Here is a 20,392-nt window from a genome sequence, read left to right on the forward strand (position 1 = left end):
ACAAACTCCTTTCAAATAAACCTAGGCTCATGTAATTATATTTTCTTCTTCAAGGCTTTTATTACACTCAGCTTAAAATTTATTTCTTTTTTTCTTTTATTTATTGTTTCATTGTCTATATTGGGCATCTTATCCAAAATAGATGAGTACTCATGTAGTTTCCTGTCTATAAACCCTTCAACTAAGTCTTTTGGATTGTTAAATATTAGTTCTGGAACCTCATAAGAAAGATCTAGGATGATTTTTTCCATATCTTTTTGATTAATTGGGCTAGGATCTTCTTCCTTAAAGCCTAGATAAAAATCCCTATATGAACTTGTTTGATAATCCAGTCCCCTATATCTTACAACTAATATTTCGTATAGCCTAAAATCCTCTTTTACAAGGTGTTCAGACTCTATCTCATATCCAGACCTATCAAGGTATTGCCTAAGCTCTTTTGGGGCCTGCATTGGTTGTAGAATAAGTTTTTCAGCGGCTATAGCAGTGCTTCTTCCCGCCTCTAAAATCTCACTGATAAGGATCCCTCCCATACCAGCTATTATAATCTGGTCTACCTCACCTGGTTTTACAACTTCAAGACCATTACCCAACCTAAGCTGACACCTGTCTTCAAACCCTAGTTTGGAAATCTCAGACTTGGCATTGTCAAGCGGTCCTTTGTTTACATCTGTTAAAATGGCTTCACTCACGAGGCCCTTAGACATCAAATATGATGGTATATAGGCATGGTCCGTGCCTATATCTGCAATCTTCTTTCCTGGATCTACCAGGGAAGATATTTTTTCTAGTCTAGCTGTTAACTTCATTTACTCTCCCCTACAATTAAAAGGGTACATACTTACAGATAACCATAAATACATACCCAAATCTTCAATCTAAAAATACATAGCATTCAATCAGATGCTCAAGTAGCTCTAAGCCTATTAGTCTAAGTAGTCACGCAACTTCTTAGATCTGCTTGGATGTCTCAATTTTCTAAGAGCCTTGGCTTCTATCTGACGGATTCTCTCTCTTGTGACGTCAAACTCCTTGCCGACTTCTTCAAGAGTTCTAGCCCTTCCATCTTCAAGACCAAACCTCAACTTAAGTACCTTCTGCTCTCTATCATTAAGAGTATTCAATACTTCCTCTATCTGCTCCTTAAGTAGTGAATAGGCAGCTGCCTCTGCTGGTGCAGGTGCATCTTCATCAGGTATAAAGTCACCAAGATGTGAGTCTTCCTCTTCACCTATAGGTGTCTCAAGAGATACTGGATCTTGTGCTATCTTCATTATCTCTCTTACCTTATCTTCTGACATATTCATTACCTTGGCTATCTCTTCTGGCTTTGGATCTCTTCCTAGCTCCTGTAGTAGCTGTCTAGATACTCTTATCAATTTGTTGATTGTCTCTACCATATGGACAGGTATTCTGATAGTCCTAGCCTGATCAGCTATAGCCCTAGTTATAGCCTGTCTAATCCACCATGTTGCATAAGTAGAGAACTTGTAACCCTTCTTGTAGTCAAACTTCTCAACAGCCTTGATAAGACCAAGGTTACCCTCCTGAATCAAGTCAAGGAACAACATACCCCTACCAACGTATCTCTTTGCTATAGATACAACTAGTCTTAGATTGGCTTCAACCAACTTCTGCTTTGACCTCTCATCACCTTCTGACATAAGTCTAGCAAATTCAACTTCTTCATGTGGCTTAAGTAGTGGTATCTTACCTATCTCCTTTAGGTACATCCTCACTGGATCATCGATACTGATACCCTTAGGTACAGCTATCTCAGCTGTCTCTGTTTCTGCAGTTTCGGTATCTTCACTTGATTCTTCGTCTATAGACTTGATATCTAGGTCGTCTGGCTCATTCAAGTTTATATCGGCTTTAAATTCCTTGTCATTTATTACTTCTATCCCTAAATTACCTAGGGTTTCATATAGGTTTTCTGCAACGTCCTTATCTAAGTCCTTGTCTTGGAATGCTTCCATGATGTCGTACAGGGTTACAGTTCCTTCTTTCTTACCTTTTTCCAATAATTTCTTTTTGGCAGCCTTGTTTATTTCTGCCTTTTCATTTGTGATATTTTCAGCCATAACTAACCTCCTTCCTAGAATTTTTTCAATGTCTTGTTTTCTGCTACAATTTTTAAAGCTATTTCCATAATTTCTAAGTCAACCTCTTTCGCTTCCTGGCTATTATTTTTTATTGTCTTTCTTCTGTTTTCCAAAATTTCTTGCTGTTTGAATAATTCCTCTAATCTTTTTTCGGAGCTTTCCCTCATAAAGCTATTAATTATCTTATCAACCTCGTTTAAGTCATTGAATTCGACATTGAGCTTTACCCTGCCAAGCTTCTTGATATAATCAATGTCAATATCATCTGAATATACATCTTCAAGCTTGATGCTCCCATCCTTACTTACTTTAATGCCCTTATTATCAACATTTGAAACCTTCTCATAGATCTTTTTGCTATTTTCATCTGAAAAATCCTCAAGGCTAATCTTAAGAGGCACTGTATCTCTAACCAATCGGCTATCGAGCATTGCCCTTATTAGATTCAATTCTATAAATTTACTGCCATCCTCAACAACACTGACCTTTTGTGGCCTATGTAAAAAAGTATTGGCAGGTTTTTTATCATCTCTTCTCGGATAGTTCCTAAAAGTCATCCCAAACTCAGACCTTATTATATCTGAATTAGTACCTGTTATACTTGATAGGTATTCTATATAGTAGTCCTTTTCTATAGGACTCTTGATCCTCTTTACAATCTTAGATGACTCTTTTATATAGGCTATTACGTCCTTTTTATCATCCATATTGTAAGACTTTCTAAGACTATCCAACCTAAACTGGTTGGCCTCAATAGCCGTATCTATCCTGTCTAACATGGCGTTCATACCATTTGCTCTAACAAACTCATCTGGGTCCTTATATGAGCCTAAGTTTAGTACCTTGGGCTTTATACCTTGTTTTTCTAATATGCCTATTGCCCTCAAACTGGCATTTACACCAGCGTCATCTGAGTCATAGGACAAGATCATATTATCTGCAAAGCGCTTTAAAAGTACCGCCTGGTTATCTGTAAGAGCTGTACCTAGGGTAGCAACTACATTTTTGATGCCAAATTGGTGAAGGGATATCAAATCCATGTAACCCTCAACCAGTATAAGAGTCTTATCATGACCTATACTCTTTCTTGCATAGTTAAGACCATATAAATTATTTCGTTTGTTAAATAACTCAGAGTCAGGTGAGTTTAGGTACTTGGGCAAAGAATCATCTAATACCCTTCCACCAAAACCTATCACATTACTCTTATAGTCAAATATAGGAAACATTACCCTATTTCTAAACTTGTCATAATAGTTTGTCTTGTTCTTGTTTTGGCTGACAAGTCCAGCGTCAAACAATTCCTCTAGGCTGTATCCTTTTGACACAAGATAATTTTTGAGGCTATCCCAAGAATCTGGAGAATAACCTAGTCCAAACCTCTTTATTGTCTTTACATCCAAGCCCCTTTTCAAAAAATACTTCAGAGCAGGATTATTAGGATTGTCTAACTGACTATAGAAGTACCTAGCTGCTTCAGTATGCATCTCTTGGTATCTCTTAATCTTTGCAAGTCTTTGCTTGGTTTTTTCATCCAAATTAGTATTGAACTCTATTCCCGCCCTATTGGCTAGGAATTTTACAGAATCCATAAAATCTAGATTTTCCTTTCTCATTATAAAGTTGATAACATCTCCACCAGCCCCACATCCAAAGCACTTAAAAATCTGTTTGGACGTATTGACACTAAATGAGGGTGTCTTCTCATGATGGAAAGGACAAAGACCCTTATAATTTGAACCAGAAGGAGTCAACTTTAAATAATCAGAAATAACATCTGCTATATCATTTCTAGCCTTTACTTCATCAATAATATCTTTTATATCGTCCATGTATATCAACTTCCTTCTGTCTAAATAAGTAAAACTTAGCATGTTTTACAAAATGTCAATCTTCACTATAACTAATTTCGACATATCTTGTATAAATCCTTTTTTTTCACATAATTTATGCAAGATAAATATAAAAAATCAATATATTGCCTTAAAATATGTCTTTAAACAAAATTTTTATATTAAGGCTTCTTAAGTTAGCAACAAAATAAAATAGGAAGATGGTTTCTTCCTATTTGTCTATACCATTAAAATTTTGTCTGTACTAGTAAAATCAATTATTAAAACTCAATATTTGCAAAGACCTCGTCAAATGATTTATCAAAAATACTAGGCTTGTCGAACTTCCAAGTACCTGTGTAAACTGGCTGTGAATTCAAGTAAAAAACTCCTGTTCCGTGCTTCTCACCTTGAACAAACTCACCCTCATAGTACTTGTTCTTGTTCCATATATACTTGCCCTTACCATGAATCTGGCCCTTTAGCCACTCACCACTATATACTAGCTCACCCTTAGAATTGAAACATGAACCCTCTCCGTCCATCTTGCCATCCTTAAAGTCGCCTATATACATATAGCCATTCTTCCAAGTATATATACCCATACCTTCTTTGGTTCCTTCTTCCCAGTTGCCAAGGTACTCGTCGCCATTATTGTATTTCATTCTTCCAACACCATTGCTCTTGTTGTCTACAAAGTTACCTATATATTCATTGCCATTTGAGAAGGTGAAAGTTCCCTTTCCTTCCCTAATACCATTGACAAAGTTGCCGATATACTCTGTATTTATATTGCCCTCATCATCTTCTTTTGGCGCAAATATGTAAGAACCTATCCCTATCATCTTGCCATCAAGTAGCCTTCCTATATACATATCCCCATTTGTGAACCTGTATATCTGAACCATATCATTTGCCTTAGCAGCGCTGTTCTTATCTTCATCTTCTAGTATGTCTAATATGTCTGCTAAGTTTTCGTTTTTAGACAACTCTTTCTTTGTGTTCTCTATATATTCTTGATTTGCTTCTTTATCATTCGCAGTATCATTCTTTGGAGTGACACCTAAGAGATATTCTTCAAGTTCAGAAACCTCTTCGTCTGAAGCAAAAATGCCCAACTTTAAAGCTGTATTCTTTTTTAATTTGAACATCTTTAGGCTCTTCTTTATATCATCTATCTCTCTAAAGTAGTTGCTATAAAGTTCAACATAGTTTTTTGATAAACTCAAATTAACTACCTCCATTCATTAAAAATAAGCTCAATTTACCACTCTATATATTATAGTACACTTACTAGTATTTTAAAATACTTATTTCAAATAAAATTGTTTTTTTATCTAGATTATATGTCTTTTGCTTTAAATCCCCTACCCTTTACTTCTGTAATGTCACTAACAGATATAAAGGCCTTCTTATCATGCCTAAAAGCTATGTCTTTTATCCTAGGTATTTCACTCGTTAAAGCTACTGTATATACAATCTTCTTTGGCTTCTTTGTGTAGGCTCCTTCAGCATTTAGGAAGGTAACCCCCCTTACAAGGTCTCTCATTATGTCTTTTGCAATCTTCTCAGGCTCATCAGTAATTATCAAGAGTGACTTTTGATAATTCATAGCATCCTTGATAAAGCCTAATGCAAGAGAACTAACATAAAATCCTATAAGAGTATATAATCCAAGAGTAAGACCAAAAAATGCTGTTCCAACCATAACAACACCTACATTAAATGCAAAGTTGGAATTTTTGATCTCAACATTACTCTTCATCTTGATAATAGCACAAAGTATATCAGTACCTCCTGTAGATGCCCTAGCCCTAAAGACAAGTCCTATACCTAAACCGTTTAAGAAACCACCGAATATAGTCTGTAAGAACATATCATGCACTGGTATAATGCCACCGACATTTTGGGTCATACCCAATATAAAAGAGTATATAATCATATTTATCATACTCATAATACAAAAATCCTTTTTAAGATATATAAATCCTAAAATAAAAATTGGAACATTGATCAAAAATGTCATCAAACCTACATTGACACCGGTTAAGTAGTTAATAACAGTAGCAAGACCAGTAACTCCACCACTTAGTAGGTGAGCCTGCCTTAAAAAACCATTTACTCCTACCGCCGAAATACTCAATCCTAGTACCATAGTTGCCATTCTAAGACTAGGGTGTTCCTTCAATCTATCTCTAACCTGACTCATAAATCCTCCCATACTCTAAACTTAATTAAATTTTTCTTACACACTCAATTATAGCAGATATTTAGTCATTTAGTGACTATTATATAAAAAAGTCCTAGAATATCTAGGACTTAGTCATTTTTTTATTATATTGTTCTTATATTCCTCTACCAGGTGAAACAACTTGTCCAGTAGTTCCACCAACAGCTGGTCCTGACTGCTGATTTGGACCACGTTTAGCACCTGGATTAGGTTTAGCTGCTGGCTTAGCAGGTCCTACTTTTATAAGACCTACCTGGGCTGGATAAGTACTTATGGCAATCTTTTCAGTCTTTACTGTATTGCCTTGTTCGTCCTTAAATATTCTATATGTTGCTACACTATATCCAGGTCTTCCATACTTGACTACTACTTTTTTACCTGCAGGCACGCTAGCATCAACGACTGTCTTGTTTCCACCACCGAATGATCCCAACATCTGAGTAGATATAGTTATTTTCTGGAAATCTTCTTTAGAGCCATATATCTGAGAATGAAGCTTGCCATTTAGAGTATAGTTCTTGATATATACATTGTGTTTAAACGGATTTTTAAACTTAAAGTCCTGACCTGGGTTACCGTCAACTACTGTCGCATCACGGCCCAAGTCAACATAATCTGATGGTATAGTATGGTTTCTTCTAGTTGTTATTTCCATACCAGCTAGGAGTGCAGAATTAAATATAGTCGATGAAGTCTGACAAACACCACCGCCAATACCTGGTACCAGTTGACCACTCTCTATTACTGGTGCAACCTTATAACCCCTTGCAAGGGTCTTATCCCCTGTAAGACCATTAAAAGAAAATTCTTCGCCCGGTTTTAAAACAACACCGTTAGTATCTCTTGCAGATTTTTCTATATTGTAACTTCTACCTGCAACACCACCGTAGTTTGTTGAATAAGCTCCCAACAAGGTATCTATTCCCTTAAGGTCTGCTGCTTTAAACTTAGCTTCTTCTAGCTTAACAACTAAGTCAATATCAAAATTATCTTTTTTAAGTTCATTTTTAATCTTAGACTTTGATGCCAATACTTTCATTTCTCTACCTGATTCTTCAGGTATAACACTTGTTTTTTCATTTTTGTATTCTAAAGTTGCATTTTTTACAGGGCTATCCAACTCACCCTTAATTTCAACTAGCTTTTCTTCTAATTTAGCATCACTATAGTCCATTTCAAGTGGTACGCTAGTCTTTTTTCCAAAGTCAGACCTTAGCATAGACATAGAATTGGAGAAAAAGCCACCATCCCTATTTACCCTATATGCCTTGTCAACTGTCTTTGAAAAGTCTATATTAAGGTCAATATCATCAACAGATACAGTCCAATATTTCTTGGCGTGTTTTAAGTTAATATTTTTAAACTTAGACTGACTATCCAAAGACTTAAGAGCTTCTGCCTTTGTCTTACCACCTAGATTAACACCGGCAATACTTACATTTTTAGCTATCTTATCCGACGAAACTTGTGCAGACAAGATGCCCGTTCCAATTGCTAGTACAGCAACAACTACCCCTACAGGTATTATTACCTTCTTGTTTTCACTTAAAAAACTCATATAATTCCTCCGCTAAATTCTTACCTAATATAATACAAATAATTTCTATATAGTATAGTGCTCAAAAAAGCATAATACTAAAAATAATAGTATAAAATACTATTATTAAAAGATACCCCCTAATCAATAACTGTAATCTAGAAAATTTCATTTTGTTTTATATCAATATATAAACATCAAAATTTTCAAAAGCCTATCTATACTTATATTAACATGAATAAGAATATATTTGAAATGTTTTTTTTCAATTTGATAAAAATATAGGTTGCGTTTTCTAAACCATATGGTATAATAGAACATATAGGAGGTTCGAGTATGGAAAAACAAATATTTATAAGCAGATTAAAACTTGCTATGAAAACCAGACACATAAGTCAATACAAGCTTTCTAAACTAACAAAAATCAACAAAGGTTCCCTAAGTTCGTATATGTCAGGTAAATACCTTCCAAAACCTGATAAGATATTTATTATTGCAGATGCCCTAAATATTAACCCAGACTGGCTAATGTGTAATTCAGAAGAGATGGAACTTTTAGAAACATATAAATCAAGTGAACCGACAAGTCTTAATATACACTCATACCCCCTTATAAGTGGATCAGTATCTGCTGGAATTCCGGACTTGATAGACCCTCAAGAAGAATTTGACTATATAGACATTCCTGATAGTATGCTAGGAAAGTACAAGTCTAGAAAAGATATGGTAGTTATGAAGGTAAATGGAGAAAGTATGAATAGGACCATACCGGACGGTGCCAATATTCTTGTTGCTAGAGACTATGATATCAAAAGTATTTCAACTGGAGATATAGTTGTATTCAGCCATAATTACTCATATTCTGTAAAAAGATTTACCAACGATAAAAAGAATAAGAGATTTATTTTTAGCCCAGAAAGTTATGATGACTGTTTTAAAGATTTAATAATATCCTATGATAATTCGCAAGAACTTATACTTATTGGCAAGGTTGTATTCTATAGTGTGCTCTTGTAAATTAACAAAAAACACAGTGAATAATCAAATCCACTGTGTAAATATCTAAATTATGAAACTTTGCCTTGTGACTTCTTGTTCTTTCTCCTGTTGTTAAGCCTTGCTCTTTCAAGTCTTTCTTGTTCAAGCTTGATGATAAGCTTCCTATTGATAGGAGTAAACAGCTTATCACAATTTTTAGCCATCTGAGCAGCAGTACAAAGTCCAATAACTCCAATTATTATCCAAGTATAGAAGCCAAATGAAGCTTTAACTCCAAGAAAAGCATTCAAAATTAAAAGAGCCATTGTTACTGGAATAGCAGTTATAAATGAAAACACGACATACCTAAGTGTACGACTCCAAAAACTCTTTACTTTTACAATTAGGTCTCTCACGTCTTCACCACCTTCCAACTTACCCATAAGTGAAATAACTATTTGAAATATATGATACTTACTCATATATAATAACCCAAAAAGTATACTAACTTATAAATCTAAACTCTTAACATAAATTAACCCTATCAATATAATAACAAATTATGACACTTTTATCAATCAAATTTTGAATATTTGTTATAAATATTTTTTCATGGTCTATATTAATGACTCTTTTGCTAGTTTATCGGCCAATTCATTGTAATCAACACCCGAATGTGCCTTCACTTTATAAAAATTGACCCTTAGTCTATTCTTAATACCATCATAGAATTGCTTATAATTTTTAGTACCTTCTTTATTTGTCTTCCATTCTCCTGTGCACCACTTTTCAATGCCATTGTAGTCAAAATATAGGTCAAGTGTGTTATAACCATTTTCAATCGCATATTCCATAGCTATCATAGCACCCTCAATTTCACCTGCTACATTCCTCATCGATATATTCTCCTGGTTTTGACCCTTCCTTGAAATTGTCTCAACCACCTTATTGTCGTTAATTATTACGATACCAGAACCATAAGTGCCTTTAGATGAATCAAAACTACCATCAACATATGCCTCTATTTTTTGGCTATTACCCATAACAATATCTATATGTTGATTCTCTACACTGTGACTAGTCTTTTCATGGTCTATAGTCTCTAGGTTTTCAGACTTATTATTATCTTTGCCATCTACCCTATCTTCTCTTGCCTTAGTTCTGTACTTATCTATATCACTTCCTAATAGGTAATCTATAGCTTCATAAGGGTCTTCAAAGGACTTGTAAGATGCATTTGAGTATCCACTAATCATTTCCTTACAATCATTCCAAGTCAGGAATATACCCTTTTTTCTTCCTTCTTTTACAACATAAACTTTTTTCATTTAAATCTCCCTTGTATTATCGTTAACTTATATTTTAACTCAAATCCATCTTACTTTCCACCTTTTTGCCAATTAAGTATACAAGTATAAAAACAAGAAGAGTAACTACAAGCTTAGATGGGTTCTTAACGAATTTATGGTAATCACTTCCCAAGTAACTGATTGTAAATAACATCATAAATTTTCCTGCTACCATAGGTGGCAAAAATCTTTTAACATCTATCTTACAATAGGCAGCAGCTAGTGTTGTCAATGAGCTGGGCAAAAATGGTAGTGTATAAAATAAAAGCAAGAATTTAAAGTCAGACTTTTTCACTTTGGCTATCATCTTATTAAATTTGTTATTCTTGTCCATTAATTTTGTGAAAAATGACCTATTCATCAAGTGCTTTAATATTAAAAATACCGAAAATGCACCTGCACAAGATCCCAACCAAGTGATAGCAAATCCTAAAAATAGACCATTTATTGCTCCGTTAGCAGCCCCTATTACCAAAATAGGTATCATTGGTATAAAACTTTCTATATAGGCCAAGAAAAATCCACTTATAATAGAGAGAACCATGTTATCTTGGGCCATATATAATAATTTATCTACATTTTGTAATATCTCCATAAAACCTCCGTTTATTATTTTTTTCATTTACCTAGTCTATCAACTAAGAAAAATCTATATGATTGAATTTAAAAAATATATATGCTTAAATTAAGTATCTCAATAAATTTAAACTTAGATTGATTTGATATTTATATATTAGTTACCCAATTTTTATCGGTCTCAAAATTATATACTAAAAAACACCACCTAATAAATACTTATATACATCTATCCAAACTTTATAGTTTTAGAATAGTAATATATATAATACCTATCCAGATGGTGTTTGATTTAATTATTAAGCAACTGTATGGGCCTTGACTGTGTTATTTAATATGTTATCTAGTATATAGTTTGTCACAGTATTACAAATATAGGCTGCATACTTTAAGTCATTTTTTTCATAGTTCCCATTTGACTTGTATTCAAGGTATAGCATATCAAAGAAAGTATCAAAATTTTCTAGATGTGATAGTCTATCATCCTTTAGGTAGTAATCCTCTGCCACCTTTGTTAGACCCCTCTCATACTGAACGTGTATATACATACTGTGCTTAAATTCCCACCTTTCACTATGGGCCACACAGAAAAAATCTGCCAAAAAGTGACAAATGACACCTATCTCCTGGGAGAAACTAGACTTGCTATATAGCTTTTCAAGACTATCGAGGTTAAGACTGCTCATCTTTTCAATCTTTGTCTTGATCATTGTATACGACTCATCTAAGTAATGTTTCTTAAGCTTGTACTTTGAAACTATGTCAGGTTTTATATTACCATATATAAAATTATTTTCACTAAGGAAAAACTGTTTAGTCTTATCGGTATTGTCTATTAAAGACTTTGATAGGATTATGTGTGTTTTCATCATCATATCTATCACCTCTCTTCCTATTGAAATATTTTCCCTGCCATGAATCCCTTCTCTTGAGTTCATCATCTATAGCATTTAGAACTTCCCATTTTTTTAGACTCCACATAGGTCCTACTAGGTCTTCTTTTTTGCCATCACCAGTCAACCTGTGAATCACCATTTCTTGTGGTAGTATCTCTAGCTGGTCGCATACAATCTTGACATAGTCTTCCTTTGTCATAAGGTCAAACTGTCCCTTGTCATATTGCCTAGCCATTACAGTGTCCTTTATCACATGAAGAAGGTGTATCTTTACCCCTTGTATATCTAGCTTGGATATAGCCTTGGCTGTCTCAAGCATCATATCGTGGTCTTCACCAGGAAGTCCGTCAATAATATGTACAACAACATTTATATTCTTAGACCTCAACCTATTTACACATTCTAGAAATATAGCATAGTCATGCCCTCTGTTTATCCTTTTTGATATATCATCATGTATTGTCTGTAGACCTAGCTCAACCCAAAGATCAGTCCTCTTGTTTAGGTCGTCTAAGTATTCAAGGACATCATCCTCTATACAGTCTGGCCTAGTAGAAATAGATAGGCCTACTACATTGTCCTGTTCAAGTATCACCTCATACTTGTCTCTTAGTACTTCTAGAGGGGCATAGGTATTGGTAAATGCTTGAAAATACCCTATGTACTTTGCCTTAGGCCACTTTTTTTCCATCATCAGTCTCATAGCTTGAAACTGAGTTACTAAATCATCTTTGGGATTTCCGGCAAAATCACCTGATCCCTCTTTACTACAATATGTACAGCCACCCCTGCTGATACTTCCATCTATGTTAGGACAGGTAAAACCAGCATTGATAGATACCTTAAATACCTTTGTATTATACTTTTGTCTCAAATAATAGTTCCAAGTATGGTACCTTTTATTTTCGATAGCGTACTTAAATTTTTCCATTTGTTAAAACCTTCCATTTTCTATCTTTATCCCGATACTGATAAAATACACACCTACCAGAATTGCTATAAATGATAGTATTCCCACTATAAACTTTGACAAAAATAGCGGTGACATTATCAACATCAAACCAACTAATAATTTCACCAAGTCAGTCAAGCCATAGTAAGGCAACATATGTCTTTTATAATCTAGATATTTCTTTATCTGGATGGACAATAGCAGTATGCCCAATACAATAGATGCTACCATATTGACCCACTTAGGCCAAATAATAAGTAATACAGCCATCAATAGGCAACCATATAAGTAGTATCTTTGCTTTCTAATATCGGATTTTGCAGCATACTTAGTCAACTGGTTTAGTTCCTTAAGTGCTAACCATGCCCCATAGAAAAATACTAGTGACAAGCCCCATGAGAATATATTAATACCCATGTACTTTCTAGTAGAACAATAGATGCCAACTGCAAGTAGTGTCACTCCAAGTATTATAATCTTTTTTCCATCCTTGTTCTTGTAAAAATCATTTAAGTTAAAATTAAAGATATAGTTCATATTTTCCTTCCTCCAAGACTTTAGCTAACACTAATAATATTGTGTACTTATATTATACCCCTATTCTTGAGCATTTAAATCAATTATCATTTTTATAGCATCTGCTACTGAAGGAGTTTCAAAGCTAGCAGAAGACTTTACAGCAGGGCTTGAGTTTTCCATAGCAAAGCTGTATCTGACGTTCTTCAACATACTGATATCATTGGCAGAATCGCCTATAGTAGATATCTCCTCTAGACTTATACCCTCTCTTTTGCATACCAACTTGATAGCATCAAACTTTGATATTCCTCTTGGTACAATATTTAATGTTGTTTCACTTGAAGCATATACCTCAACGTCTGGTCCAAGTGCAAGAGAAAACTCACCTATCATTTTGGCCAGTTTTTCAGGGTCAGTACAGACAACTCCTATATTTCCTACCTTTGATTCATATACTTGCCTAGTTACTATGGTAGGGTCAATAGAAAATCCCCTACTTAAGTATTCAGCCTTTGAACCATCCTCAGGCATTATAACCTTGCCATCATATTTAAAATATATTACCTCTTCTTTTGGGTCAATGAAGTCAAATTTATTATAAGTTTCTATAATCTTGTTTATACTTAAGTCACTTAAAACTCCCCTATAGAAACACTCCATCTTGTTATCATATATATAAGAACCATTTTCTACTATTAAATAAGAATCTAAGTTAAGGTCCTCCATTATTGACAATGAATGGTCTATTACTCTACCAGTAGCTATATTAAACTTGATACCCGCTTCTTTGGCATCCCTTATAGCCTGTTTGTCCTTGTCAGAAATCCCATCCCTGTACAAGGTCCCATCCAAGTCACAAAATATATTCTTTATCATAAACTCCTCCATATCACCTAATCTATTAATACTTTTCTTACCTGATTTAAGGCCTCATTTGTAGCTCTTCTTCTAATTCTTGCCCTATCACCAGTAAATATCCTCTTAATGGCATATGTTTTTCCTTTTACATATATACCAATGTATACTAGTCCAACCGGTTTTTCTTCACTTCCACCATCTGGACCTGCAATTCCTGTAGTGGAAACACCTATATCAGCTCCAAGACTTGTCGCAACGCCTCTCGCCATCTCTATAGCTGTTTGTTCACTTACTGCTCCATATTTATCAAGAGTATCTTGAGATACACCAAGTCTTTTTACCTTGGCCTGGTTTGAATATGTAACACAGCCTTCCAATAGACATCTTGATATTCCACTATGGTCTATAAGAGATGATGTAACCATACCACCTGTACATGACTCTGCAACAGCTAGGCTAAGGTCTTTCCTTAATAATAAGTCTGCAACAACCCTATCAAGCTCTGTTTGAGTAGAAGATATAGTATCATCACCTACTAAATATATGTAGTCAGAGCATCTATCATTTATCTCACAAAATTTTTCATCTAAAAGTCTTTCACATTCCTCATCGTCCTTAGCCCTAGCAGTAAGGCGTATAAGTACCTCTCCTTCTTTTGCGTAAAGGGCAACTGTAGGATTTGTCTGTTCGTTTAATATGTCTAGTATCTTAAGTTCGAGTGCTGATTCACCTATTCCAAAGAGTCTTATGTATCTTGACTTAAACAGATGGTCTGTATGGTCTATTAGGTATGGCAGAACACACTCTCTAAACATAGCCTTCATTTCCCTAGGAGGTCCAGGCATTACAATTATTTTCTTGCCGTCCTTTTCAAATATAGCCCCAGGTGCTGTCCCCTTGCTATTTGGAATTACCTTGGCTTCTACTGGAAACATTGCCTGTTTCTTGTTGTTTGCTGGTATCTTGTCCTTACCACCAGAAAACTTAGAACACATTTCTTCTATTATTTTCCATGAAGGTTCATGTAGGACTAGGTCTTGACCAAAATACTTGGCAGCTCCCTCTTTAGTGATATCATCTGTAGTAGGACCAAGACCACCTGTAGTAAGGATTATATCGGCGTCCTTGAAGGAATATTCAAAGGCCTTAAGGAGCCTATCCATATTGTCTCCAACGGTCATCTGTCTATATACATTTATACCTAGTGCACTTAGCTCCTTAGATAGGTACTGTGCATTAGTGTTCACTATATCACCTAGCAATAATTCTGTTCCAACTGAAATTATATCAATATTCATAATTACCTCCCTATTCTAGTTTGATCTATATTTTCTCCCTAGAATCTATAATTATATAATAGCAAAAATAGGTAATTTATACAAGTTTTTAAAGCTTGCACCCATTTTCAAGAAAGTGTATAATTAGATATGGATTAAAAAAGGAGTTGAATTTATGAAAAAAATCGCAGTATTATATGGTGGAGTCTCATCAGAAAGAGAAGTATCTCTTAATTCTGGCAAGGCTATGATAGATAACTTAGATAAGAATAAATACGATGTTATAGACTTTAGAATTGATAGCAAGGATGACATTTTCAAATTGGACAAGGATATAGACTTGGCCCTTATTGGACTACATGGAAAATTTGGAGAAGACGGCTCAATACAGGCTGTCCTAGAAACAATGGGCATAAATTACTCAGGATGTAACCCACTTACAAGTGGTATCCTTATGGACAAGAACTTTACAAAGATAATAGCAAGGGAAAATGGAGTCAAGACTGCAAATTGGGCAATAGTTAAGAGTGTTGATGCCATAGACTATGACAAAATTGATGAAATAGGCTATCCGGTATTTATAAAGCCAAACTCAGGAGGATCAAGTGTTGCAACTAACCTTGTAAAGTCTAAGGACCAGGTTGAGTCTGCAGTTATTGAGGCCTTTAAGTACGATGATATAGTAATGATTGAAGAATATATCAAGGGAATTGAACATACTTCATTTATACTAAATGGTGAAGTATTCCCTACAATCAGAATAACTTCTGACCACGAGTTCTTTGACTACGAAGCAAAATACTCTACATCAAACGGAGCAAGAGAAGAAGTTGTAGAACTTGAAGAATCAGTTGCAAAAACACTTGAAGATACTTCAAGAACATGTTGGGACATATACAACTGTAGGGGCTATGTGAGAGCCGACTACATAATAACAGAAGACAATCAGGTCTACCTACTAGAGATAAATACTCTACCAGGTATGACAGAGACAAGCCTAATACCTAAGTCAGCTAAGGCTAGAGGAATAGATTATTCAGGGTTGTTGGATAAGTTGATAGAATCTGCTGAGATTTAATAGATACTGTTAGTGGAAGGATTTTTAGCTTTATTTGTAATAGATACTGTTAATGGAAGGATTTTTAGCTTGATTGTAACTCCCACTTGAATTAATAATTTCTAAGTTTTAGTTAGGAGAATTCCTAAATCGCTATCGCTAGTCGGAATTCTTTACCTAACTTTCAACTTGAAATTATAGTAATTCAATGGGAATGTTACTTTATCAAGCTATAATATCCTTCCACTTTTTAATACCTTTAAATGAGATATCAGTAAATAACACAAAAAAGAAGGCTATAATATTCATATAATATTCTAGCCTTCTTTAACTTTAATCTTAATTCTATTCAGGTCCAAAGTTTCCTTCTTTATAGTGTTTCCTACAAAGGGCAACGTACTTATCATTGGCTCCTAGTTCTATCTGCTCTCCTTGTCTCACAATACCATTTTCATTGTATCTTGCACTGCAAGTAGCTTTTGAACCACACCAACATACTGTCTTTACTTCGTGTATTTCATCTGCTATGGCAATCAGCCTCTTAGAACCTTCGAATAACTCATTCATAAAGTCCGTCCTAAGTCCGTAGCACATCACAGGTATACCAAGCTTGTCCACTATATCAGACAAAAAGTCGATTTCTTCTTTAGTAGCGAACTGAGTCTCATCTACTATTATGCAATCATACTTCTTTATATCTTCATTGCTATACTTGATGAAGTTTGACATCAGCTCACTCTTATGCTTAAGACCTATCCTAGATTTAAGTATATATTCACCATCTCTTTGGTCTAAGTCTGGTTTAACAAGTAGGGCCTTTTTCCCTCTTTCATGATAGTTATAGTGCACCATCAAGGCATTGGCTGTCTTTGATGACCCAACCACTCCATAGTAAAAATATAATTTAGCCATAATTCCTCCTATATAAACAAGGCAATATATCCTATTGCTATTGATCCAAACACCCAGGCGATTGCAATCTGCAAATCAACACCAGATTTGTCATTTATATACTTTTGTTTATACTTGGATTCTACTGTATTACCAAACTCTACATTTGACTGTATTTTTTTGTAGTAGGCATAGTTTCCGTAAAACCCTGACCTAATATACTCCAGAAAACTAAGACAGAATAGTCCTATCAATAATGGTTTCTTTGTAACATAGGCAAGCATAAGTAGCATAATCTGTATTCCAATTACAAGGGCACCATGAGATACCATCCTCCTGTAAATATACCAGTAAGGGCTAATAAGCATAGCCCATAGGTTAAAAGACTTCTTTTCTCCATTTCTAAACTGGTCAAAAATCGGCTTGTAGTATTCTTCGTAGTTTTTGCCTACAAGGTCCTTTTCTTCAATCGGTTTTTCAAAAGTTTCGTATCTCATATTGCCCCCTAATGTTTTAATTGTATTTTATTTGTTAATCCGCCTTATCTGTAGTACTTTCATTTGTATCTACCAAAATCTCATCTTTCCCTAGTTCTTCATCTATATGGTCATTTTCTTTGCCTTCATCATGACTTAACTTAGGGTCCGGAGTGATTTCATACTTATTATCTAGTATATCCATGAACTCTTCCCCAGTAATAGTCTCGTTTTTAAGAAGGTATTCAGATATCTCATGTAGTTTTTCTATATTGTCCTTTAGGATATTTATAGCCTTGTCATGACAAGCTCCTACGATTGCTATAACAGAATCGTCTATCTTCTTAGATGTATCCTGGGAGCAAGCAAGTGAAGAGTCTCCTCCTAGATACTGGTTTGTAACTGTCTCTAAGGCAACCATACCAAAATCTTCATCCATACCGAATCTAGTTACCATAGCTCTTGCTATCTTGGTAGCCATTTCAATATCGTTTGATGCACCTGAAGTTTTCACGTTGAATATTACCTCTTCAGCTGCTCTACCACCTGTATAAGTTGTAATCTTGTCTATAGCTTCATCCTTTGTCATAAGGAACTTCTCTACTTCATCGACCTGCATTGTATAACCCAAGGCTCCAGACGTTCTAGGTATAATAGTGATTTTATGAACTGGTGCTGAATGCTTTCCAGCAGCGGCTACCAAGGCATGTCCTACTTCATGGTAGGCTATAATCCTCTTTTCCTCCTCACTTATTACGGCATTCTTTCTCTGGTATCCAGCTATGACTGTTTCAACAGATTCCTCAAGGTCTTCCTGCTTGATTCCCTCTCTCTTCATCCTAACAGCCCTAAGTGCTGCTTCATTGACTATATTGGCAAGCTCTGCACCTGATGCGCCTGATGTAGCCCTTGCAACTTGATTGTAATCTATTTCTTCTGATTTTTTTACATCCTTAGCATGGACCTTAAGTATAGACTCCCTACCCTTTAGGTCTGGTAGCTCAACTGGTATTCTTCTGTCAAACCTGCCTGGTCTTAGTAGGGCCTTGTCTAATGAGTCTGGCCTATTTGTAGCAGCAAGCATAACTATACCTATGCCATTTTCAAAACCGTCCATCTCACTCAATAACTGGTTTAAGGTCTGTTCTCTTTCATCATTTCCGCCACCAAAAGCACCGTCTCTCTTCTTACCTATAGCGTCTATTTCATCTATAAACACTATACAAGGTGCCTTTTCCTTGGCCTGCTTAAAGAGGTCCCTTACCCTTGAAGCTCCCATACCAACAAACATCTCAACGAATTCAGATCCTGATATAGAAAAGAATGGCACTCCAGCTTCACCTGCAACAGCCTTGGCAAGCAGGGTCTTACCTGTACCAGGAGGTCCTACCAAAAGGGCTCCCTTAGGCATCTTGGCTCCAATAGCAGTATACTTAGCAGGTTCATGCAAGAAGTCTACTATCTCTGTTAGGGCTTCTTTGGCCTCATCCTGACCTGCTACATCATCAAACATGACTCCTGTCGATTTGACATATAGTTTTGCGTTAGACTTTCCTAGCGACATCATACCGCCACCTGGTCCCATGCGTTTACCAAGTCCATATAGTAAGAACCTTCCTATAAGCATCAAGAATATAAAAGGTGCAACCCACATAAGGAAAAAGTTTATAATCATAGTGTTTCCACTAGGTATATCCTGTGCGTACTTGGCACCTGACTCTTGTAATTTTGAAACAAGTTCAGGGTCATCAAGCTTTCCAGTTACATATTTCTTCTTGTCACCCTTAGTAATATAGGATATCTTGTTGTCCTCTAACTTTACTTCTTCAACCTTCTTCTGTTCAAGCATTCTTATGAAACTACCATATCCGACCTCTGTAACTCTCTGTTTTTCGAAATTAGGTATTAATAGGCCGTTCATAAGTAGTGTCATAACCAATAAAACACCATAGAACCATAGGAAATTAGCATTTGGTTTCTTTTTATTATCCATTTTATACCTCCCAACTATAAACTAGATAGGTAATCAATAACCTCTTCAATTATCCAATCCGGAGTAGATGCACCTGCTGTGACGCCTATGATTTCATAAGTGTCAAAACTTACACCTTCCAGCTCTTTCTTTGTTTCAACTGCATAGGTATCAACTGACTCAGAACATATCTTGACTAACTTTTGGGTATTTGAACTGTGTCTTCCACCTATTACTACCATTGCATCTACCTGACTGGCAATCTTTCTTGCAGAATTCTGTCTTACTCTTGTAGCAGAGCAAATAGTATTCTCAATATTTATATTCATATCTAGTTTATCTATATATTCAACGATTTTTTCAAACTCTTTTTCGTTCATAGTAGTCTGGGAAACAACTAGGTATTCCTTGGACTTGTCTAGGTCAATTTCTTTAAATTGTTCTAGTGTCTTAAATATTATAGCAGAGTTTTGACACCAACCGTTTATACCGATTATTTCAGGGTGAGAGGCATCACCAAGTATTATAACCTGCTTGCCCTCATCATAAGCCTTCTTGGCAAGTGTGTGTATCTTTTTGACAAATGGGCAAGTAGTATCTACAACTTCCAAACCATGATCTTCTGCCTCATCATATATCTTCTTAGCCACACCATGCGACCTTATTATCATCTTTGAACTCTGGTCTTCAATTTGACCTATCTCGTCAACTGTAACCAGACCCTTTTCTTCGTACTTAGCTACTGCCTGCTTGTTGTGTATCAATGGACCTAGGGCATATATCTTTTCATTTTCAGTGCTCGTCACTTCATTCCAAGCTATGTTCATAGCCCTCTTTACACCAAAGCAGAAACCAGCATCGTCCGCTATCAATATTTTCTTCATATC

20 protein-coding genes are annotated in these 20,392 nt (G+C 35.3%); 2 read left to right on the forward strand and 18 right to left on the reverse strand.

Annotation, left to right across the window (positions count from 1 at the left end):
• Nucleotides 1-35 precede the first annotated feature (35 nt).
• The 6 genes from HMPREF0631_RS07835 to HMPREF0631_RS07860 all read right to left on the reverse strand — a co-directional run bounded on the left by HMPREF0631_RS07835 (nucleotide 36) and on the right by HMPREF0631_RS07860 (nucleotide 7,725).
• Nucleotides 36-809 (reverse strand): tRNA (adenine(22)-N(1))-methyltransferase, encoded by a 774-nt coding sequence (locus HMPREF0631_RS07835; RefSeq protein WP_002844334.1) that lies wholly within the window; start codon nucleotides 807-809, stop codon nucleotides 36-38.
• 117 nt (nucleotides 810-926) lie between these two features.
• Nucleotides 927-2,084 (reverse strand): RNA polymerase sigma factor RpoD, encoded by a 1,158-nt coding sequence (gene rpoD, locus HMPREF0631_RS07840; RefSeq protein ID WP_002844311.1) that lies wholly within the window; start codon nucleotides 2,082-2,084, stop codon nucleotides 927-929.
• A 14-nt stretch (nucleotides 2,085-2,098) separates the two neighbouring features.
• A complete protein-coding gene (gene dnaG, locus HMPREF0631_RS07845; RefSeq protein ID WP_002844345.1) occupies nucleotides 2,099-3,937 on the reverse strand; it encodes a DNA primase in 1,839 nt (612 codons plus the stop codon).
• Between the two features lie 281 nt (nucleotides 3,938-4,218).
• Nucleotides 4,219-5,166, reverse strand: a complete 948-nt coding sequence (locus HMPREF0631_RS07850) for an MORN repeat-containing protein (protein ID WP_002844351.1) — start codon at nucleotides 5,164-5,166, stop codon at nucleotides 4,219-4,221.
• 113 nt (nucleotides 5,167-5,279) lie between these two features.
• Entirely contained in the window at nucleotides 5,280-6,146 is an 867-nt protein-coding gene (locus HMPREF0631_RS07855) for a YitT family protein (RefSeq protein ID WP_002844349.1), read from the reverse strand.
• A gap of 136 nt (nucleotides 6,147-6,282) precedes the next feature.
• Complete coding sequence (locus HMPREF0631_RS07860) at nucleotides 6,283-7,725, reverse strand: VanW family protein (RefSeq protein ID WP_002844298.1); 1,443 nt, start codon at nucleotides 7,723-7,725, stop codon at nucleotides 6,283-6,285.
• A gap of 315 nt (nucleotides 7,726-8,040) precedes the next feature.
• Between HMPREF0631_RS07860 and HMPREF0631_RS07865 the strand changes: the two genes are divergently transcribed.
• Nucleotides 8,041-8,721, forward strand: coding sequence for a LexA family transcriptional regulator (locus HMPREF0631_RS07865; protein ID WP_002844313.1), 681 nt, complete (start codon nucleotides 8,041-8,043; stop codon nucleotides 8,719-8,721).
• A 50-nt stretch (nucleotides 8,722-8,771) separates the two neighbouring features.
• Here the strand turns inward: HMPREF0631_RS07865 and HMPREF0631_RS07870 are convergent, their stop codons facing one another.
• The 8 genes from HMPREF0631_RS07870 to HMPREF0631_RS07905 form a co-directional block, all read right to left on the reverse strand.
• The gene (locus HMPREF0631_RS07870) at nucleotides 8,772-9,164 is read right to left on the reverse strand and encodes a hypothetical protein (RefSeq protein WP_002846410.1); all 393 of its coding nucleotides are present in this window, start codon (nucleotides 9,162-9,164) and stop codon (nucleotides 8,772-8,774) included.
• Between the two features lie 135 nt (nucleotides 9,165-9,299).
• On the reverse strand, nucleotides 9,300-10,010 hold the full coding sequence (locus HMPREF0631_RS07875) for a ribonuclease H1 domain-containing protein (protein ID WP_002844332.1): 711 nt from the start codon (nucleotides 10,008-10,010) through the stop codon (nucleotides 9,300-9,302).
• 34 nt (nucleotides 10,011-10,044) lie between these two features.
• Nucleotides 10,045-10,626 (reverse strand): TVP38/TMEM64 family protein, encoded by a 582-nt coding sequence (locus HMPREF0631_RS07880; protein WP_002844336.1) that lies wholly within the window; start codon nucleotides 10,624-10,626, stop codon nucleotides 10,045-10,047.
• 280 nt (nucleotides 10,627-10,906) lie between these two features.
• Nucleotides 10,907-11,482: a zinc dependent phospholipase C family protein gene (locus HMPREF0631_RS07885; RefSeq protein ID WP_019595430.1), complete on the reverse strand. Its 576-nt coding sequence runs from the start codon at nucleotides 11,480-11,482 to the stop codon at nucleotides 10,907-10,909.
• A complete protein-coding gene (locus HMPREF0631_RS07890; RefSeq protein ID WP_002844293.1) occupies nucleotides 11,427-12,434 on the reverse strand; it encodes a TIGR01212 family radical SAM protein in 1,008 nt (335 codons plus the stop codon). The genes HMPREF0631_RS07885 and HMPREF0631_RS07890 overlap by 56 nt, the downstream gene beginning before the upstream one ends.
• Nucleotides 12,435-12,437: 3 nt before the next feature.
• Complete coding sequence (locus HMPREF0631_RS07895) at nucleotides 12,438-12,992, reverse strand: hypothetical protein (protein ID WP_002844299.1); 555 nt, start codon at nucleotides 12,990-12,992, stop codon at nucleotides 12,438-12,440.
• 60 nt (nucleotides 12,993-13,052) lie between these two features.
• Nucleotides 13,053-13,850, reverse strand: coding sequence for an HAD family hydrolase (locus HMPREF0631_RS07900; RefSeq protein ID WP_002844316.1), 798 nt, complete (start codon nucleotides 13,848-13,850; stop codon nucleotides 13,053-13,055).
• Between the two features lie 17 nt (nucleotides 13,851-13,867).
• Nucleotides 13,868-15,130 carry a competence/damage-inducible protein A gene (locus HMPREF0631_RS07905; RefSeq protein WP_002844296.1) on the reverse strand — a complete coding sequence of 421 codons (1,263 nt, stop codon included), beginning with the start codon at nucleotides 15,128-15,130 and terminating at the stop codon, nucleotides 13,868-13,870.
• 154 nt (nucleotides 15,131-15,284) lie between these two features.
• Between HMPREF0631_RS07905 and HMPREF0631_RS07910 the strand changes: the two genes are divergently transcribed.
• On the forward strand, nucleotides 15,285-16,187 hold the full coding sequence (locus HMPREF0631_RS07910; protein WP_002844297.1) for a D-alanine--D-alanine ligase: 903 nt from the start codon (nucleotides 15,285-15,287) through the stop codon (nucleotides 16,185-16,187).
• Nucleotides 16,188-16,511: 324 nt separating this feature from the next.
• On the opposite strand, the gene HMPREF0631_RS07915 is transcribed toward HMPREF0631_RS07910, so the two are convergent.
• From HMPREF0631_RS07915 to ispH, 4 genes are read right to left on the reverse strand one after another with little or no spacing between them, the layout of a single operon-like run.
• Nucleotides 16,512-17,078 carry a thymidine kinase gene (locus HMPREF0631_RS07915; protein ID WP_002844324.1) on the reverse strand — a complete coding sequence of 189 codons (567 nt, stop codon included), beginning with the start codon at nucleotides 17,076-17,078 and terminating at the stop codon, nucleotides 16,512-16,514.
• An 8-nt stretch (nucleotides 17,079-17,086) separates the two neighbouring features.
• Nucleotides 17,087-17,554: a DUF2628 domain-containing protein gene (locus tag HMPREF0631_RS07920; RefSeq protein ID WP_002844339.1), complete on the reverse strand. Its 468-nt coding sequence runs from the start codon at nucleotides 17,552-17,554 to the stop codon at nucleotides 17,087-17,089.
• 34 nt (nucleotides 17,555-17,588) lie between these two features.
• The gene (gene ftsH, locus HMPREF0631_RS07925; RefSeq protein WP_002844346.1) at nucleotides 17,589-19,526 is read right to left on the reverse strand and encodes an ATP-dependent zinc metalloprotease FtsH; all 1,938 of its coding nucleotides are present in this window, start codon (nucleotides 19,524-19,526) and stop codon (nucleotides 17,589-17,591) included.
• Between the two features lie 14 nt (nucleotides 19,527-19,540).
• Nucleotides 19,541-20,389, reverse strand: coding sequence for a 4-hydroxy-3-methylbut-2-enyl diphosphate reductase (ispH, locus tag HMPREF0631_RS07930; RefSeq protein ID WP_002844331.1), 849 nt, complete (start codon nucleotides 20,387-20,389; stop codon nucleotides 19,541-19,543).
• Between the last annotated feature and the right edge of the window lie 3 nt (nucleotides 20,390-20,392).

It is taken from the genome of Peptostreptococcus anaerobius 653-L (assembly GCF_000178095.1).
In the GTDB taxonomy this organism is placed as follows: Bacteria; Bacillota; Clostridia; order Peptostreptococcales; family Peptostreptococcaceae; genus Peptostreptococcus; species Peptostreptococcus anaerobius.

What these genes read in the sequence shown, in the direction of transcription:
- HMPREF0631_RS07895 (WP_002844299.1), bottom strand. Translation starts at nt 12,992, where the DNA reads ATGAACTATATCTTTAATTTTAACTTAAATGATTTTTACAAGAACAAG.
- HMPREF0631_RS07835 (WP_002844334.1), bottom strand. Translation starts at nt 809, where the DNA reads ATGAAGTTAACAGCTAGACTAGAAAAAATATCTTCCCTGGTAGATCCA.
- HMPREF0631_RS07905 (WP_002844296.1), bottom strand. Translation starts at nt 15,130, where the DNA reads ATGAATATTGATATAATTTCAGTTGGAACAGAATTATTGCTAGGTGAT.
- ftsH (WP_002844346.1), bottom strand. Translation starts at nt 19,526, where the DNA reads ATGGATAATAAAAAGAAACCAAATGCTAATTTCCTATGGTTCTATGGT.
- HMPREF0631_RS07885 (WP_019595430.1), bottom strand. Translation starts at nt 11,482, where the DNA reads ATGATGATGAAAACACACATAATCCTATCAAAGTCTTTAATAGACAAT.
- dnaG (WP_002844345.1), bottom strand. Translation starts at nt 3,937, where the DNA reads ATGGACGATATAAAAGATATTATTGATGAAGTAAAGGCTAGAAATGAT.
- rpoD (WP_002844311.1), bottom strand. Translation starts at nt 2,084, where the DNA reads ATGGCTGAAAATATCACAAATGAAAAGGCAGAAATAAACAAGGCTGCC.
- HMPREF0631_RS07875 (WP_002844332.1), bottom strand. Translation starts at nt 10,010, where the DNA reads ATGAAAAAAGTTTATGTTGTAAAAGAAGGAAGAAAAAAGGGTATATTC.
- HMPREF0631_RS07920 (WP_002844339.1), bottom strand. Translation starts at nt 17,554, where the DNA reads ATGAGATACGAAACTTTTGAAAAACCGATTGAAGAAAAGGACCTTGTA.
- HMPREF0631_RS07915 (WP_002844324.1), bottom strand. Translation starts at nt 17,078, where the DNA reads ATGGCTAAATTATATTTTTACTATGGAGTGGTTGGGTCATCAAAGACA.
- ispH (WP_002844331.1), bottom strand. Translation starts at nt 20,389, where the DNA reads ATGAAGAAAATATTGATAGCGGACGATGCTGGTTTCTGCTTTGGTGTA.
- HMPREF0631_RS07890 (WP_002844293.1), bottom strand. Translation starts at nt 12,434, where the DNA reads ATGGAAAAATTTAAGTACGCTATCGAAAATAAAAGGTACCATACTTGG.
- HMPREF0631_RS07855 (WP_002844349.1), bottom strand. Translation starts at nt 6,146, where the DNA reads ATGAGTCAGGTTAGAGATAGATTGAAGGAACACCCTAGTCTTAGAATG.
- HMPREF0631_RS07910 (WP_002844297.1), top strand. Translation starts at nt 15,285, where the DNA reads ATGAAAAAAATCGCAGTATTATATGGTGGAGTCTCATCAGAAAGAGAA.
- HMPREF0631_RS07880 (WP_002844336.1), bottom strand. Translation starts at nt 10,626, where the DNA reads ATGGAGATATTACAAAATGTAGATAAATTATTATATATGGCCCAAGAT.
- HMPREF0631_RS07865 (WP_002844313.1), top strand. Translation starts at nt 8,041, where the DNA reads ATGGAAAAACAAATATTTATAAGCAGATTAAAACTTGCTATGAAAACC.
- HMPREF0631_RS07860 (WP_002844298.1), bottom strand. Translation starts at nt 7,725, where the DNA reads ATGAGTTTTTTAAGTGAAAACAAGAAGGTAATAATACCTGTAGGGGTA.
- HMPREF0631_RS07900 (WP_002844316.1), bottom strand. Translation starts at nt 13,850, where the DNA reads ATGATAAAGAATATATTTTGTGACTTGGATGGGACCTTGTACAGGGAT.
- HMPREF0631_RS07870 (WP_002846410.1), bottom strand. Translation starts at nt 9,164, where the DNA reads ATGAGTAAGTATCATATATTTCAAATAGTTATTTCACTTATGGGTAAG.